We start from the raw sequence: 14670 nt of genomic DNA, 5'->3' as shown, positions 1-14670 counted from the left end.
CGCCGGCAAAAGGCGATTACCTCCCCCATTGAGGATGAGGGAGGCAATCTTGTGAGCAATGCTTACAGTTTGCCTGCGTCCTGCAGGATCTGCGTCGCCTTGTCGGCGGCTTCGTCCAGTGCCTGCTTGGAGGTCTTGTCGCCGAGGATCGCGGCCTGCAACTCGGGATAGACGGCGTTCGAGATCTCGATCCACTCAGGCGTCTGCGGCACGGCGAAGGCGTGCTTGGCTTCTTCCTGGAAAGCCGACAGAACCTCCTTCTTGTAAGGGTCGTTGGCGGCCTGCTGCAGGTCCCAATCCCAGACCGCGGTGCGCGTTGGCAGCGGGCCGGCGGTGGCCTCGAGCTTCTGGCTGTCCTCGTTGGTCAGCCACCATACGAGCGATGCCGCTGCCTCCTTGTTCGGGCAGTTCTCGGTCACCGAGAAGCCATGGAAGCCCGACCAGCCGGTGCGCACTCCGGCGGAGCCTTTCGGCGCGACCTTGACGCCGACATTCCCGGCAACCTTCGACGATTTCGGGTCGTTGAAGAAGCCGGCCCAGCCCGGCCAGTCCAGATTGATGGCGACGGTGCCCGAGGCAAAGCCCTGGCCGAGATCGTCCCAGAGGTAGTTGGTGGTTCCGGCCGGCACGGCCTTGGCCTTGTAGAGGTTGACGAACCAGTCGAGCGCCCGGATGCCGGCTTCGGAATTGAAGACCGGCTTGCCGTCCTTGTCGAGATATTCGCCGCCCTCGGCGACGACCATTTCGTAGAAGCGGCCATTGATCGCTTCTTCCTTGCCGGCAAACTGCGTGCCGTAGAAATTCGGCGGGTTGGCGAAGAACTCAGCCTGGTCGGTGACTTCCTTCCAGGTGTCCGGCGGCACCAGATCATAGCCGTATTTGGCCTTGAACTTGGTCTTGTTGTCGGCGTTCTCGTACAGGCTCTTCTGGTAGTAGAGCGCCGAGACGTCGAACTGCGCGCGCGGCAGCATTTCCAGCTTGCCGTCGATGGTCGCCGCCTTGATTGTCGACGGCACGAAGGCGTCGATCTCCGACTTCGGCAGGAGCTTGCTGAGGTCGGTGTAGAGGCCGGTGTATTGCGGCGCGAAGGAGGAATGATTCCAGCCGACGCACCAGTTGGTGCTGCCCGAGGCGATGTCGGACTTCAATTCCTTGTCGATGTCGAAGCCGTTCTTCTTGGTCAGGATGTTGACCTTGGCGCCTGTCGCCTTCTCCCATTCGGGAATGCGCTCGTAGAGCTTCTCATATTGCTGGCCGCCGATCAGCTTCACGTCGACGGTCACGCCGTCGAACTTGCCGGGCAGGTCGCTGGCAAGGGCGGTGCCTGCGCCTGACGCAAGCATCAATGCGCCGGCGCATACGCCGGAAAGCAGTCTGTTCATTGGTATCCTCCCTGGGTGCGCCTCGGTGGCGCCCGCAACTCGTCACGTGACAAGAAATGCTACATTTATATACAAACAAAACATTCATCCGTACGTCAAGGCGAAATTTGTTTCCGCCGGCCGCGTTCCTGCGTATATGAAGAGTTGAATTCACTGGAGGGATGAACCATGGACGACAGCGAAGACGAGCGTTATCGCGCGCCGGCGCTCGACAAGGGGCTCGACATCCTTGAGCTTCTAGCGGGCGTGGACGGTGGCCTGACCCAGGCGGAAATCGCCAAGAAGCTCGACCGCAGCCCCAATGAATTCTACCGCATGCTGGACCGGCTGGTACGGCGCGGCTACGTCACGCGGCTCGATGGCGACCGTTATTCGCTGACGCTCAAGCTGTTTGGCCTGGCACAATTGCACGCGCCGGTGCGGCGGCTGGTTTCCTATGCGACGCCGCTGATGCGGGAGCTGGCCGAGACCTCGCAGCAGGCCAATCAACTCGTTGTTTTTGATCGTGGTTCCGCCGTGGTGATAGGCCAGCAGGAAGCGCCAAACTACTGGGGGATTTCGATCCGGGTCGGCTCCCACATCAGCCTGTTCGACACCGGTTCGGGACATGTGCTGCTCGCCTTCCGTTCGCAGGAGGAGCGCCAGATGATGATCTCCGAACATGTCCGCAGCACCGACAATACGGCGCAGCCGCCCGAGTTCTTTGCCCGCCTCGACCAGATCAGGGAACGGGGATATGAGATGATGGCCTCGATGCAGACCGCCGGCGTCTACAATCTGTCGGCACCGGTGCGCAGTTCCGACGGCAAGGCCATCGCGGCGCTTTCAATTCCTTACATCACCGTCGTCAACGCTCCGTCCGCGCCGGACATAACGCGCACCATCGAGCTGCTGCTGGCAACGTGTGAGAAGCTTTCGCGTTTGGCCGGGTCGGCCGTCGGCTCATCGACATAATTCTTATTTGAATGAAGAATTCCTTCGTGAGAGGATCGAAAAAGCTACAGGGAGGAGCCCGCCATGATCATCGACACCCATTTGCATCTCATCGATCGCTCGGCGCTTCGCTACCCCTGGCTTGCCGGCGTACCGGCACTGAACCGCGATTTCTCCTATGAGGAATACGCCACGGAGGCAAAGCGTGCCGGTGTCGAACGCGTGCTGCACATGGAGGTCGATGTCGACCCGGCCGACATCGAGGCGGAGACCGCCCGTGTCGAGGGCCTCTCGCGGCAAGCGGGCAGCATGCTCTCTGGGACAATAGCATCCTGCCGTCCCGAAGACGCTGACTTTGCCGTTTATCTCGAACGCCAGCGGACAAACCCCTTCGTCAAGGGTTTCCGCCGCGTCCTTCACGTCGTGCCGGACGATCTTTCGGAAGGCGCGCTGTTCCGTGACAACATCAAGCGGCTTGGCGGCACCGGCCTGACCTTCGACCTCGTCGTGCTGCCGCATCAGATTCCCAAGGCGATCGCGCTCGCCGAACTGGCGCCCGACGTCCAGTTCGTCCTCGACCATTGCGGCGTTCCCGACATCAAGGGCGGAGCCGAGCATCCCTGGCGCGAACACATGAGCGAGATCGCACGGCGCCCGAACGTGATGGCCAAGATTTCCGGCGTGGTCGCCTATGCCGACGCCGCCAATTGGACCGTCGATACGCTGCGGCCTTACGTCGAACACACCATCAATTCGTTCGGCTGGGACCGTGTCGTCTGGGGCAGCGACTGGCCGGTCTGCACGCTTGGTGGCGGTCTCTCGACCTGGGTGGCGGCGACCCATGCGCTGCTCTCGGGTTGCAGCGTTTCGGAGCGTGACAGGCTGTTGTCGGGCAATGCCCGCAAGCTTTGGCGGTTGAAATAGCGACCTCGCTCAGCTCTCGCCAGGCGAGGGGGAACTGGCCCGGAACAGGCTGATGAGATCGGCGACGACCCGGCCGGCAGGATGGCCGGAGGTCAGGCCGGAATTGATGCGGTCTGACGCCGCCTGCTGGAACGCCATGTAGCCGTCATGGCGCGGCCGCACCCAGGCGCCCTCCAGCGTCGCGCGCGTGCCTCGATAGAAGTTGCCGGCCACTTCATTGATAGTCTGGTCTTCCCAGGCAGCCGCATGGCCCGGCTGGCCGCCGGCGGCGGCATAGATGCCACGCTGGACATCGCCGCTGGCGACCCAATAGGCAAAATCGATCGCTGCCTCTTTAGCCTTGGAGAAGGCTGATACGGCTATGCCTGTGCCGCCGAGCGCCGAGCCGATCGGACCATTGGAACCGACCGCCGGGATGTCGGCAAAAGCCAACCTGTTGGCGCGAAAACCCGACGCCGCATAAGAGACGTAGCCATAGATCAGCGGCGCGCAGACAATGCGGGAACCAGCCTCGGCCATGCGTTCCGAAACGGCGATCGGGTCCATGTCGAAGCACGTCGGGTCGACCAGCGCGGCGATCTCACGCATCGTCTCGAAGACTTCGCAGCCCGTCTCGACAGCGATGAGATCGCCCGACGGATCGGTCGCGCAGGGATGCCCGAGATTACCGACCAGCGTGTAGAAGGTCATCAGGCAATGCGGCGGTCGCAGCGGCAGCAGCACGCGGCCTTGCCGGGCGAGATCGAGCACTTCGCTCCACGTCGCTGCCGGCGCATCGAGCGCGTCCGGCCGCCAGGCCTGCACTTGGCTGGCCGCATCGATCGGAAACGCCCATTGCCGGTCTTGCCATGTGTAACTCGGATAGGACTGGCCAACGCTCCCCGACGCAAGCGCGGCGCGTTCCGCCTCGCGGCCGGCGACGTCGAGAGGCTCGAGGCAGCGCTCCGCGGTGATCTGGCCGACATGCGGATGGTCGATGACGATGAGGTCGTAGGCGCGCGCCAACTCCTCGACAGGGAAGGACTCGAAATCCTGCAGCGAACGCTTGTCCCATTCGATGGCAACTCCCGTCCGCTCGCGCCATAGCGCCGAGCAGGCAACCATGGGATCATAGCCACGCGGATGGCTCCAGGTCATACCCCTAAGCTTGAGGCTCACAGGTCGAACTCCTCGCGGATTTTTGCGCTGTGCTCGCCGATACGGGGTGCCGCGCGGTCGACCTTGGCCCTGATACCGTCGACCCTCAGCGGCGAACTGGTGGTGAGGATCGAGACGTCGTCCTCGCGCGTCACCGTCTGCAGCATGTCGAGGGCCTGAAAACCCTCGCTTGCCAGCATCTCCGGCCAGGTCAGCACCTTGGCGCACCAGATGTCGGCGGGTTCGAGAATGGCCAGCCAGTCGTCGATGGTCTTGGTCGCGATCCTCTGGGCGATGATTGCCTTGATATCGTCGCGCGCGGTGAACCAGGATGCCGGCTTGTCGCGATAGGGAGCCAATTCATCGAGCGACAAAAGGTCGGCCAACTTGGGGATCGGCGTCATGGCGATGGCGAGATAGCCGTCCTTGGCCGGATAGACTCCGTAAGGCGCCGAGAGATAGGCATGCGCGCTGCGGAAGCTCGAGCGCCTAGGCAGGCGGCGCCCGTCATTGAGATGCGTGGTCAGCACCTCGAACTGGAAGTCGACCAGCGCTTCCAGAAGGCTGGTCTCGATATGGCTGCCCTGGCCTGTGATGCCGCGCCGCACCAGTGCGGCCAGGATGCCTTGCGCGCAGGCCGCACCCGCCAGCATGTCGCCGATGGCGAGGCCGAACGGCACCGGTCCCTGGTCTTCGTCGCCGTTCAGCCACATCACGCCGGAGCGCGACTGCGCCAGCAGATCCTGGCCCGGGCGCTTCACCCACGGGCCATCCTCGCCATAGCCGCTGATCGAGGCATAGACCAGGCGCGGATTGATCTGGCGGACGGTCTCGTAGTCGAGCCCAAGGCGCTCGATGACGCCCGGTCGGAAATTCTGGATCAGCACATCGGCCTTGGCCAGCAGCCCGCGCAATGTATTGAGGTCCGCCTCGTTCTTCAGATCGATGGCGAGGCTTTCCTTGGCCCGGTTGATGGCATGGAAGATGGTGGAATCGCCGCCGATCTCGGTGTCGCTGAGATAGAGCCGGCGCGACAGGTCGCCGCCGTCAGGACGCTCTATCTTGATGACGCGGGCGCCGAGATCGAGCAGCCTGAGCGAGCAGTAGGGTCCGGACAGGAATTGGCTCATGTCGACGACGACGAGACCGGCAAGCGGCAATTCGGCTGCTGCCGGCATTTCTACTTCTCCGTCTTGCCGACGAAATCGGCAGGGTTGCGGTACTTCACCGTCTGCAGATGCTCGCAATAAAGAACGAGCTCGCCTTCGCCCTTGAACACCTCGTAGCTGGCGCGGATCAGCCCCATCTCCTTGTAGCGGGGGTGTTTGTCGAGGTTGGAACGGATCGAATAGATCGTGTCGCCGATGAAGACAGGCTTTATGAATCGTAGCTTGTCATAGCCATAGGAAAAAGCGTTGACGCAGTTGGTGGCGACCAGCCCGAGGCCCGCCGAGAAGACGAACGCGCCGGCAATCAGCCGCTTGCCGAAAATGCCCTCGCTCTCGGCAAACATCTGGTCCTGCACGTAAGGATGGATGTCGAGCACCAGCGTGTTGAAAAGGTGACAGTCGCCCTCGGCCATGGTGCGACGCAGCGAGCGGATTTTCTGGCCGACCGGCCAGTCCTCATAGAACCAGTTCTCGGCGTTCCACACCGGGAGGGCGGCATGATCGGCGGGCATATTCCTGGGATGCGTCGAGACAACGCCAACGGTTGGCGCGAAATCGCTCATGGCGTAGTCCACCGGGCCCGCGAGAGCGCCCATCCAGCCATTCGAGCACGCTTCAAAGCGCCTGGGTGCACGACGTCTCCTCCCGTCAATCTTCTTTTGTAAATACTATTTTCACATATGGGGTTGCGTTGCAAGCGAGGACAAGCGAAATTTTGGCGGTCCCACGGTACTGAGCACCGGCGGGCAGGGAGGGAAAACATGCGCAAAGCCTGTCTGGTCTTCGTCGGCAGCCTGAACCGCGAAGCGCCTTATTTTCAGGGTGCGCGAGGCGTCGGCCTTGGTGTCTACGGCTTCGACGAGGAAACGCTGGAAACAAGAAAGCTGGCCGAGACGAATGATATTGACAACCCGACCTTCCTGTCGTTGACGCCGGATGGCTCGCGCATCTACGCCAATTCGGAAGTCTTCTCCTGGCGCGAGGGCACGGTCTCGGCCTACAGCTTCGATCGCGGCTCGGGCACGCTCGCCTATTTGAACAAACAGCCATCGCTGGGCAGCATCACGGCGCACAATACCATCACGCGCGACGGCACCAAACTCCTCGTCGCCAATTACGGCATGGGCGAGGGTGGTCCGGACCGAGCGGTGGCTGTGTATGGTTTCGACGGGGAGGGCGCACTGTCCGCGCCATTGGCCAGCGTTTCGCACAAAGGCACCGGCCCCAACGCGACGCGGCAGGAACGCTCGCATGCCCACAGCGTCACCGAAACCATTGCCGGTGGAACGGCAATCGTCGCCGATCTCGGCATCGACCGGCTGGTGTCCTATCGGATCGGACAGAACGGAAGTCTGGTGAAGCTCGCAGAGTCCGCGCTCCCTCCGGGTGCCGGCCCGCGTCACATTGCCTTGCACCCGAACGGCCGCTTTGTCTTTGTCATGAACGAGCTGGATTCGACCGTCGCGTCGATGGCGCTCGACAATGCGACCGGCAGGCTATCGATCATCGACACCAAGCCGGCGGTGCCGGCCGAGGCCCGCGACAGCAATCACTGCGCCGATATCCAGATCTCGCCGGACGGCCGTTTCGTCTATGGCGGCAACCGTGGCCACGACAGCGTCGTCATCATGGCGGTCGACCAGCAGACCGGCAGCTTAAGTCTTGTCGGCTATGTCCCTTGCGGAGGCGCCACGCCACGCAACCTGGCGCTGACGCCTTCGGGCGGCCATCTGTTCTCCGCCAACCAGAATGCCGACCGCATTTCGATCTTCGTCCGCGACGCCGGCAACGGCATGCTGACCAATACCGGGCGCAGCATCGAGATCGGCACGCCGATGTGTGTCAAGATCGTCGCGTGACCGCCGGCCAGCAGACTAGCCGGGCTCAAGCCTCTTGGATGGCCGAGAGCTTCCAGGTCGAGCCATTCTGGCGCGTGAACGTCCACAACTCGGTCGTCTCCGTCGGATGCTCTTCGTCGCCCTCGACGACCTTGCCGCTCGCCCGTTCGCGCATCACGTCGCGAGACTCGTAGCGCAACGCCGCCGTGGCGTAGTCGCGGTCATCCTCGCGCCAGCTTTCCGCGATGTCGGCCTGCAGCAGGGTGACGTCGGACACTTCGTTCCTGAAACCTTTCCGGGCATTGTCGGCCAGCTCTTCCGAGAGATAGGATACCATTTCGGGCGTGACCGACCGGCGCAATGCCGCATGGTCTTCGCGCCCGAACGCTTCCTGGACATCGGTCAACAGCTGCTGGAACGCGTCAAGGTCGGCCTGGGCCAGCGTGATCTCTTCGGATCGGGTGGTCTCGTAGCCTCCGCCCGATCCGCCGCCAAACCCGGGAATTGTGAAGGAGCCAGCGCTGCTCGTGTTCTGCTGTGCCGTTGCGCGGTTCTCGAACCGTGAAGCTTGGGCATCACCCATGCCGGCGAGCGCGGGCGCGGGGCCACGCGCGGATTGCGACCGGAAGAACCTGATGGCCAGCATGATCGCGCCACCGATGAGCAGGGCCTGGAGCAGGAATCCGAACATGCCGGCGAGGCCGCCGAAACCTTGGCCAAGGAGCAGTCCGATCAGGCCGCCGATCAGCAGGCCGCGCATCATCGTTCCACCGAAGCCGCTCATGAAGCCGGGCCTCTGCAGGCCGGCCTGTGGTTGCCGGGCAGCATTGTTGACGCCGGCGTTGGGTGTCATCGAACGCTCGACCGGAGCGGTCGGCGCCGGCGCGGTCCGGGTCGGCGGTGCCGATTGGAACGTGCGTGTGCCGCGGCTGCCGAAACTGCCGCCGCGCCGCGCCTCGGCATGATCGATCGCGACCATGGAGAATGCAAGGAACAGGCCGGCAAAGAGGGTGGCAAATCGGCTTGTGCGGGAAATCATCGGGGTGACCTTTATCGCTGTGGTTTCGGGCGTTTTCGGCAAAGGGCCGGCCTTGGAAAGACCGGCCTCATATGGTCAATCGAACAGCTCTTCGAAAAATGATTTCTTTCGCTTCGGATAGCGGTGGCCATGCGAGCGGGAATAGTCGTCATCGCGGTCCCGGCCGTGTTGCGGCTGGGCAAACGGCGCCGGCTGTGGCTGCGGCGCGGGAGACGCGTCCCTGGTGGACCGTTCGATGATCTTGTCGAGTTCGCCACGATCGAGCCAGACGCCGCGGCACTGCGGACAGTAGTCGATCTCGATCCCCTGGCGTTCGCTCATCACGAGGGCGACGCGGCAGGAGGGGCAAACCATGCCAAGGAGGGAAGATGTCATGTGGGGCTCCTAACCAGAAAGGAATGAGCCCGCTTAACCGAAAGGAATGGAAACGGGCCCGTTGAAGCGGTCCGACATCACGGTCGCCAAAGCGACAGTCAGAGGGGCCCGGCCCGCACACGGGAGTTAGGAATGCGGGGCGAAGCCTTCAAGGGGCAATGTTGCCGGTGAGAACGATTTGCTGCTCAAACAGTCACCACGATCTTGCCGAACTGCCCGTTCGATTCGAGATAGCGATGCGCCTCGACGATCCGGTCGAAGGGAAAGATCCTGTCGATGATCGGCCTGAGCGCGCCGTCCGCGAGGCCTTCGAGGATGAATGCCTTGGCCGCCTCCAACTTCTCCGGGTTGCCGGTGATCTCGTGCACGAGATAGCCGCGCAACGTCAGGGCCTTGCCCAGTACCGCAGGCAACGGGAACGGCGTCGGCTGGCTGCTGAGGCCGCCATATTCGATCAGAATGCCGCCGCGCGACATCGCCGCCGTCAGCGGCTCGAAGATCGGCCCGCCGATCGCATCCAGCACCACGCGCACGCCTTGCGGCCCGGCGATCTGGTTCAGTCTGTCGGCAAGTTCCTCTTCCTCAAGGACCACGACATGCGCCGCGCCGGCGTCGAGCAGAGCCTGCCTCTTCACCGATGTCCGCGTCACCGCGATCGTTATCGCGCCAACGCTGTTGGCGATCTGGATCGCCGCAAGCCCGACGCTGCTCGAAGCCGCCGTGATGACGACGACCTCTTCGCGGCGCAGCCTGGCGATGTCGATCAGGGCGCCGTAGGCGGTGAGGTACGGCATCCAGACCGCCGCCGCGGTTTGCCAGTCGAGGGACGCCGGATGCTTGACGATGAGCCCCGCGGGAAAGGTGACAAGCTCACCGTAAGCCGGCCAGCGAACCATCGATTGCGGCGGGATGACGCTCACGGCGTCACCATGTGCCAGCCCCATCACGCCTTCGCCAATTGCCTCGATGACGCCCGCCGCTTCCAGCCCAAGCCCGGAGGGCAGGACGGGTGTCTCAATGTAGCTGCCCGCGCGCAGCAGCGCCTCGGCGCGGTTGAGGCCGAGCGCCTTGACGCGGATCTGAACCTCGCCCGGACCCGGTGGCGGAAGGTCGACCTCCTCGATGCGCAGGACCTCGGGACCGCCATGCTGGTGGAAGCGAATGATACGGGCCATTTGGCTCACTCCAAAATATTTGACACTGAATGAGCTATGACGCGAAAGCTTTGTGCGATAAACGGCTGTTTGGATTGTTCAGTAGAAACCATGAGTTTCGAATTTGGATAGGCTCGAGAGCATGGCCGTGTTCGTCAGGGCGGTCGATCTTGGCTCGTTCGCGGCGGCGGCCACCGCGCTCGATCTATCCGGACCGATGGTTGGCAAGCATGTCCGGTTTCTCGAGGAGCGGCTTGGCGTGCGTCTCATCAACCGGACCACGCGCCGCCAGAGCCTGACCGATTTCGGCCGCGCCTATTATGAGCGGTGCCGCCTGGTGCTGGCCGAGGCCGAAGCCGCCGATGCGCTCGCCGCCGATCAGCTCTCGGAACCGCGCGGAAAACTGCGTGTCACCATGCCGGCGCATTTCGGGCGCCATTGCGTCACCCCCGTGCTGCTGAAGCTGGCAGGGCAATATCCAATGCTGGAACTCGACCTGTCGCTCAGCGACCGCTTCGCCGATCTCGCCGAGGACGGTTTTGACCTCGCCATCCGGACCGGCGGTCTGAACGACAAGGCTGGCGTGATCGCGCGTCGCCTTGCACGCCAGGACATGGTCGTCTGTGCCGCGCCTTCCTATCTTGAAATTCATGGCGAGCCACGGCGGATCGAGGACCTCGCCGATCACCAGGCGATTGTCTACCGCCGGCTCGGCATGATCGTTCAGCCGTGGCTATTTCCGCGCGAGGGGCAGACTGCGCTCGAGGTAACCCCAAACGGCCGGCTGCGGCTCGACGATCTGGATGCCATCGCCGATGCCGCCGTCGACGGCATGGGGCTGGCGTGGTTGCCTTACTGGCTGGCTCGCGAGCGCATCCAGGCCGGCACGCTGGTCGAGCTGTTGCTGGACCAGCCGCGCTATCCCTACGATTGCCATGCGCTCTGGCTTCGGACGCCGCATCTGTCGCTCAAGGTCCGGCTGGCCGTCGACGCATTGGCGGCCGCCTTGCCGAAAATGATGGCGTGATCGCCAACAGACGGCTTGCGCTCTTTGAGGCGTGACGTTCCGGTGCCATATGAAGGTGGCTGATGGGTGTGCGCATCGCAGGAGAGACGGTTGATGACCAAGGGTTCGGATCTGTTCGTGGCGGCCCTCGAAAATGAAGGGGTCGAACGAATTTTCGGCATTCCGGGCGAAGAAAATCTCGACATCGTCGAATCCATCCGCCGCTCGTCGATCCAGCTGATCCTGACGCGCCACGAGCAGGCGGCGGCCTTCATGGCCGCCACCTATGGCAGGCTCACCGGCAAGCCGGGTGTGTGCATCACAACACTTGGCCCCGGCGCGCTCAATTTGACCACCGGCTCTGCCTATGCGCTGCTCGGCGCGATGCCGATGATCATGATCACCGGCCAGAAGGGCATCCTGTCGTCCCGGCAGGCGCGCTTCCAGATCGTCGACATCGTCGCGGCGATGAAGCCGCTGACCAAGCTGTCGCGCCAGATCGTCTCGCCTAGGATGATCCCGTCGCTGGTGCGCGAAGCCTTCCGCGTCGCCCAGGAAGAGCGCCCCGGCCCCGTGCACCTCGAACTGCCGGAAGACATCGCGGCGGCGGAATGCGAGCCGATCGCGCTGGTGCCGACGCATCCGGTCGAATTGCCCCTGGCCAGCGCTGGCGCGCTCGATCGCGCCGCCCGCATGATCATCGAGGCCAAGCGTCCGCTGCTGATGTTCGGCGCCGCGGCGTCACGGCCGCGCGTGACTCCCGATGTCGCCCAGTTCGTGCTGCGAACGCAGATTCCCTATTTCACCACGCAGATGGGCAAGGGCACGGTGCCCGGCGGCACCGAGCTCTACATGGGAACGGCGGCTCTTTCGGAACGCGACTACGTGCACGAGGCCATCGAACAGGCCGATCTGATCATCACCATCGGCCACGACACGGTCGAGAAGCCGCCCTTCATCATGGGGGCGAAAGGACCGAAGGTCATTCATGTCGGCTACCAGACGGCTGATGTCGAGCAGGTCTATTTCCCGCAAGCCGAGATCGTCGGCGACCTCGGCCCGTCGCTGGCGCTGCTGGCGGACCGCATCGAGGGCAGGATTCCCAACGCGCAGGCCCTGCTGCCGCTGCGCGAAGGCATTTTGAGCCGCATCGCCGCGCGCGCCACCGAAGACCGTTTCACGCCGCAGCGCATCGTACATGACGTGCGCGCCGTGATGCCGGCGGATGGGATCCTCGCGCTGGACAACGGCATGTACAAGATCTGGTTCGCGCGCAACTACCGCACGCGCATGGCCAACACGCTGCTGCTCGACAATGCGCTGGCCACCATGGGTGCCGGCCTGCCGTCGGCGATGATGGCGGCACTGCTCTATCCCCAGCGTCGTGTCATGGCTATCGCTGGCGATGGGGGTTTCATGATGAACAGCCAGGAACTGGAGACTGCTGTTCGGCTCAAGCTCAACCTCGTCATCCTGCTGCTGGAAGACCACGCTTATGGCATGATACGCTGGAAGCAGGCTGTCGACGAATTCCCGGATTTCGGCATGACCTTCGGCAATCCCGACTTCGTCAAATACGCCGAAGCCTATGGCGCCAGGGGCACCAGGGTTGGCGCGATAGCCGACCTGCAACCGGCGTTGGAACAGGCCTTCGCCGGCGGCGGCGTGCATCTCGTCGTGGTGCCCATCGACTATTCCGAAAACACCAGGGTGCTCGTCGACGAATTGCGAGAGCGACTGCCGGCGCCAAAGGCACCCTGACGGCAGCGGCAAAGCCGCCGTCAGGATCGGTTGATGCCTACAGCTTGCAGTAAGGCGTTACCGGCGCGATCGTGCCGAAATCCTTGACGATCTCGTAGCCGATGCCGTCCGCCGCCGCCTTGCCGACATAGGAATGGCAGAGCGTGTGGTTGTTGCTGGCATCGACCCGGATCTTGCCTTGTGGCGCATCGAACTCGATCGTCGGCAGCGCCTTGAGCACATCGTCGTCCTTCAGCGAGCCGGCCTTCTCCGCCGCCAGCGCGTAGAGATGCAGGCCGTTATAGCCGGCCTCGCCGATGCCATTGACCATCTTCTCCTGGCCGAATTTTTCGCGGAAGTTCGCGATGAACTTCTTGTTGACCGGGTTGTCGAGCGCCATCCAGTAGGGCTGCGGCGCGTAGGTGCCGGCGGCGACGCCAGGCGGCAGCGCGTCCTTGTTGAAGACCTCGTCGAGCGGTGCGATCAGAGGCTGCTTGATGTCGAAGCTGCGATACTGCTTGAGCTGCGTGACGGCGTCGTTGCCGACCACCATCGACCACACGACGTCGGGCTTCAGCGACTTGATCTTCTGGAAGGCCGGGCCGAAATCCGTGGTGCCGAACGGATAATAGTCGGCGCCGACAATCTTGCCGCCGGCCTTTTCATAGGCGGCTGTGATCGCCTCGGTCATTTTCTGCGGCCAGGCATAGTCGGACGCCATGATGTAGATGGTCTTGCCGAGGTTTTCGGCCACCCACGGCATCATCGGGTCTACCTGCTGCATCGGGATAGGTCCGGTGGCGACGAAGTAGCGATTGCATTCGCCGCCCTCGAAATTGGTCGGGTAGAAGAACAGCTTCTTGGCCTTCGAGGTGACGGAAAGCGTGGCGCTGCGCTCGGGCGAAATGATCGTTCCCATGATCACGTCGACCTTGTCCTCGTTGAGGAGCTTGCGGGCCTTGTCGATGGAGCCCTTGGTCGTGGTCTGGTTGTCCTCGATGAAGAGCTCCACCTGGCGCCCGCCAATGCCGTTGGCGGCGTTGAGTTCGGCGGCGGCGAGCTTGTAGCAGTTGAGCAGCGTCTCGCCGAGGATCGCCTGCAGCCCGGTGATCGGGATCGACAGCCCGACCTTGACCGTGTCTCCGGCGCGCAGGATTCCCGGCGCGCCGACCATTGCGAAGGCGGCCGCGGCGCCGCCGGATTTCAGAACAGTTCTTCTGTTTATCATTGTTGTGTTCCCTTCCAGTCCAGGCGCGCCCCATGCACGCCTTACAAAGCCAAGAGGTCCTTCAGCAGGGTCTCGTCGGCGAATGCTTCCGGCGTGCCCTCATGCACGATCCTGCCCTTCTCCATCACCAGGCAGCGGTCCGCCGCCTTAAGGACGAGATCGAGATTCTGCTCGACCAGGACGATGGCGATGCCGCGCTCGCGCGCGATGCGCGGCACCAGCTCGGCGATCGACTGCACGATGTTCGGCTGGATGCCTTCCGAAGGCTCGTCGAGCAGCAGCACCGACGGCAGGCCGCACAGTGCGCGGCCTATCGCCAGCATCTGCTGCTGGCCCCCCGAGAGCGTACCGGCGGTCTGCGCCTCGCGCTCGCGAAGGATGGGAAAATAGCCAAAGATGTCGGCTGGAATGTCGCCGTCGCCACGATCCCTGGCGGCGCGCGTGCCGACTTCCAGGTTCTGCCGCACCGTCAGCTGGTTGAAGATACCGCGGCCCTGCGGCACATGGGCGATGCCCGCCCGCGCGCGGCGGAAGGCCGGGGCGTTGGTGAGATCCTGGTCGCCGAGAACCACCGCACCGCCGCTCGCCTTCAGGCCCCCGGCGATGACGCGCAGCAGCGTTGTCTTCCCGGCGCCGTTGCGGCCGAGCAGGCCGACCACTTCGCCCGCCGCGACGCCGAGGTCGATGCCGTTCAGCACCGGGAGCAGGCCGTAGCCGGCCGACACGGCAAGTGTCCGCAGCATGG

Annotated in this window: 14 protein-coding genes; 5 read left to right on the top strand and 9 right to left on the bottom strand. The window is 63.5% G+C overall.

The genetic code is table 11. From position 1 onward, the window contains the following. Window positions 1-62 precede the first annotated feature (62 nt). A complete protein-coding gene (locus tag MESAU_RS26210; RefSeq protein WP_015319052.1) occupies window positions 63-1382 on the bottom strand; it encodes an ABC transporter substrate-binding protein in 1320 nt (439 codons plus the stop codon). A 168-nt stretch (window positions 1383-1550) separates the two neighbouring features. Here MESAU_RS26210 and MESAU_RS26205 point away from each other — a divergent pair, with 168 nt between their 5' ends. Further along, window positions 1551-2336, top strand: a complete 786-nt coding sequence (locus tag MESAU_RS26205) for an IclR family transcriptional regulator (protein ID WP_015319051.1) — start codon at window positions 1551-1553, stop codon at window positions 2334-2336. A gap of 63 nt (window positions 2337-2399) precedes the next feature. Then, window positions 2400-3239 carry an amidohydrolase family protein gene (locus MESAU_RS26200; protein WP_015319050.1) on the top strand — a complete coding sequence of 280 codons (840 nt, stop codon included), beginning with the start codon at window positions 2400-2402 and terminating at the stop codon, window positions 3237-3239. A gap of 9 nt (window positions 3240-3248) precedes the next feature. On the opposite strand, the gene MESAU_RS26195 is transcribed toward MESAU_RS26200, so the two are convergent. Genes MESAU_RS26195 through MESAU_RS26185 form a run of 3 tightly spaced genes read right to left on the bottom strand, consistent with a single transcriptional unit; the run spans window position 3249 to window position 6108 of the window. Next, window positions 3249-4376, bottom strand: a complete 1128-nt coding sequence (locus MESAU_RS26195) for an extracellular solute-binding protein (RefSeq protein WP_083883112.1) — start codon at window positions 4374-4376, stop codon at window positions 3249-3251. A 17-nt stretch (window positions 4377-4393) separates the two neighbouring features. Further along, the gene (locus MESAU_RS26190) at window positions 4394-5554 is read right to left on the bottom strand and encodes a CaiB/BaiF CoA transferase family protein (protein WP_015319048.1); all 1161 of its coding nucleotides are present in this window, start codon (window positions 5552-5554) and stop codon (window positions 4394-4396) included. A 2-nt stretch (window positions 5555-5556) separates the two neighbouring features. Next, complete coding sequence (locus tag MESAU_RS26185; protein ID WP_015319047.1) at window positions 5557-6108, bottom strand: MaoC family dehydratase; 552 nt, start codon at window positions 6106-6108, stop codon at window positions 5557-5559. A 198-nt stretch (window positions 6109-6306) separates the two neighbouring features. Between MESAU_RS26185 and MESAU_RS26180 the strand changes: the two genes are divergently transcribed. After that, window positions 6307-7404, top strand: coding sequence for a lactonase family protein (locus tag MESAU_RS26180; RefSeq protein WP_015319046.1), 1098 nt, complete (start codon window positions 6307-6309; stop codon window positions 7402-7404). A 25-nt stretch (window positions 7405-7429) separates the two neighbouring features. Here MESAU_RS26180 and MESAU_RS26175 read toward each other — a convergent pair whose 3' ends face one another. From MESAU_RS26175 to MESAU_RS26165, 3 genes are all read right to left on the bottom strand, one after another. Next, window positions 7430-8422, bottom strand: a complete 993-nt coding sequence (locus MESAU_RS26175) for a Tim44 domain-containing protein (protein ID WP_015319045.1) — start codon at window positions 8420-8422, stop codon at window positions 7430-7432. A 75-nt stretch (window positions 8423-8497) separates the two neighbouring features. Beyond that, complete coding sequence (locus MESAU_RS26170) at window positions 8498-8797, bottom strand: TFIIB-type zinc ribbon-containing protein (protein WP_015319044.1); 300 nt, start codon at window positions 8795-8797, stop codon at window positions 8498-8500. A gap of 185 nt (window positions 8798-8982) precedes the next feature. Beyond that, window positions 8983-9972 carry a zinc-dependent alcohol dehydrogenase family protein gene (locus MESAU_RS26165; protein WP_015319043.1) on the bottom strand — a complete coding sequence of 330 codons (990 nt, stop codon included), beginning with the start codon at window positions 9970-9972 and terminating at the stop codon, window positions 8983-8985. A gap of 103 nt (window positions 9973-10075) precedes the next feature. Here MESAU_RS26165 and MESAU_RS26160 point away from each other — a divergent pair, with 103 nt between their 5' ends. Further along, window positions 10076-10978, top strand: a complete 903-nt coding sequence (locus MESAU_RS26160; protein ID WP_041163521.1) for a LysR family transcriptional regulator — start codon at window positions 10076-10078, stop codon at window positions 10976-10978. A 93-nt stretch (window positions 10979-11071) separates the two neighbouring features. Then, window positions 11072-12718 (top strand): acetolactate synthase large subunit, encoded by a 1647-nt coding sequence (locus MESAU_RS26155; RefSeq protein ID WP_015319041.1) that lies wholly within the window; start codon window positions 11072-11074, stop codon window positions 12716-12718. A 37-nt stretch (window positions 12719-12755) separates the two neighbouring features. On the opposite strand, the gene MESAU_RS26150 is transcribed toward MESAU_RS26155, so the two are convergent. Next, window positions 12756-13925, bottom strand: coding sequence for a substrate-binding protein (locus MESAU_RS26150; RefSeq protein ID WP_015319040.1), 1170 nt, complete (start codon window positions 13923-13925; stop codon window positions 12756-12758). A gap of 41 nt (window positions 13926-13966) precedes the next feature. Continuing rightward, window positions 13967-14668 carry an ABC transporter ATP-binding protein gene (locus MESAU_RS26145; protein WP_015319039.1) on the bottom strand — a complete coding sequence of 234 codons (702 nt, stop codon included), beginning with the start codon at window positions 14666-14668 and terminating at the stop codon, window positions 13967-13969. Window positions 14669-14670 lie beyond the last annotated feature (2 nt).

It is taken from the genome of Mesorhizobium australicum WSM2073 (assembly GCF_000230995.2).
GTDB lineage: Bacteria > Pseudomonadota > Alphaproteobacteria > Rhizobiales > Rhizobiaceae > Mesorhizobium > Mesorhizobium australicum.
Note: the sequence above shows the minus strand (reverse complement) of the source record. Positions and strands in the feature narration are given on the sequence as shown.

Coding starts and splice junctions, on each gene's coding strand:
- MESAU_RS26210 (WP_015319052.1), bottom strand. CDS start 1,382: ATGAACAGACTGCTTTCCGGCGTATGCGCCGGCGCATTGATGCTTGCG.
- MESAU_RS26205 (WP_015319051.1), top strand. CDS start 1,551: ATGGACGACAGCGAAGACGAGCGTTATCGCGCGCCGGCGCTCGACAAG.
- MESAU_RS26200 (WP_015319050.1), top strand. CDS start 2,400: ATGATCATCGACACCCATTTGCATCTCATCGATCGCTCGGCGCTTCGC.
- MESAU_RS26195 (WP_083883112.1), bottom strand. CDS start 4,376: ATGACCTGGAGCCATCCGCGTGGCTATGATCCCATGGTTGCCTGCTCG.
- MESAU_RS26190 (WP_015319048.1), bottom strand. CDS start 5,554: ATGCCGGCAGCAGCCGAATTGCCGCTTGCCGGTCTCGTCGTCGTCGAC.
- MESAU_RS26185 (WP_015319047.1), bottom strand. CDS start 6,108: ATGAGCGATTTCGCGCCAACCGTTGGCGTTGTCTCGACGCATCCCAGG.
- MESAU_RS26180 (WP_015319046.1), top strand. CDS start 6,307: ATGCGCAAAGCCTGTCTGGTCTTCGTCGGCAGCCTGAACCGCGAAGCG.
- MESAU_RS26175 (WP_015319045.1), bottom strand. CDS start 8,422: ATGATTTCCCGCACAAGCCGATTTGCCACCCTCTTTGCCGGCCTGTTC.
- MESAU_RS26170 (WP_015319044.1), bottom strand. CDS start 8,797: ATGACATCTTCCCTCCTTGGCATGGTTTGCCCCTCCTGCCGCGTCGCC.
- MESAU_RS26165 (WP_015319043.1), bottom strand. CDS start 9,972: ATGGCCCGTATCATTCGCTTCCACCAGCATGGCGGTCCCGAGGTCCTG.
- MESAU_RS26155 (WP_015319041.1), top strand. CDS start 11,072: ATGACCAAGGGTTCGGATCTGTTCGTGGCGGCCCTCGAAAATGAAGGG.
- MESAU_RS26150 (WP_015319040.1), bottom strand. CDS start 13,925: ATGATAAACAGAAGAACTGTTCTGAAATCCGGCGGCGCCGCGGCCGCC.
- MESAU_RS26145 (WP_015319039.1), bottom strand. CDS start 14,668: ATGCTGCGGACACTTGCCGTGTCGGCCGGCTACGGCCTGCTCCCGGTG.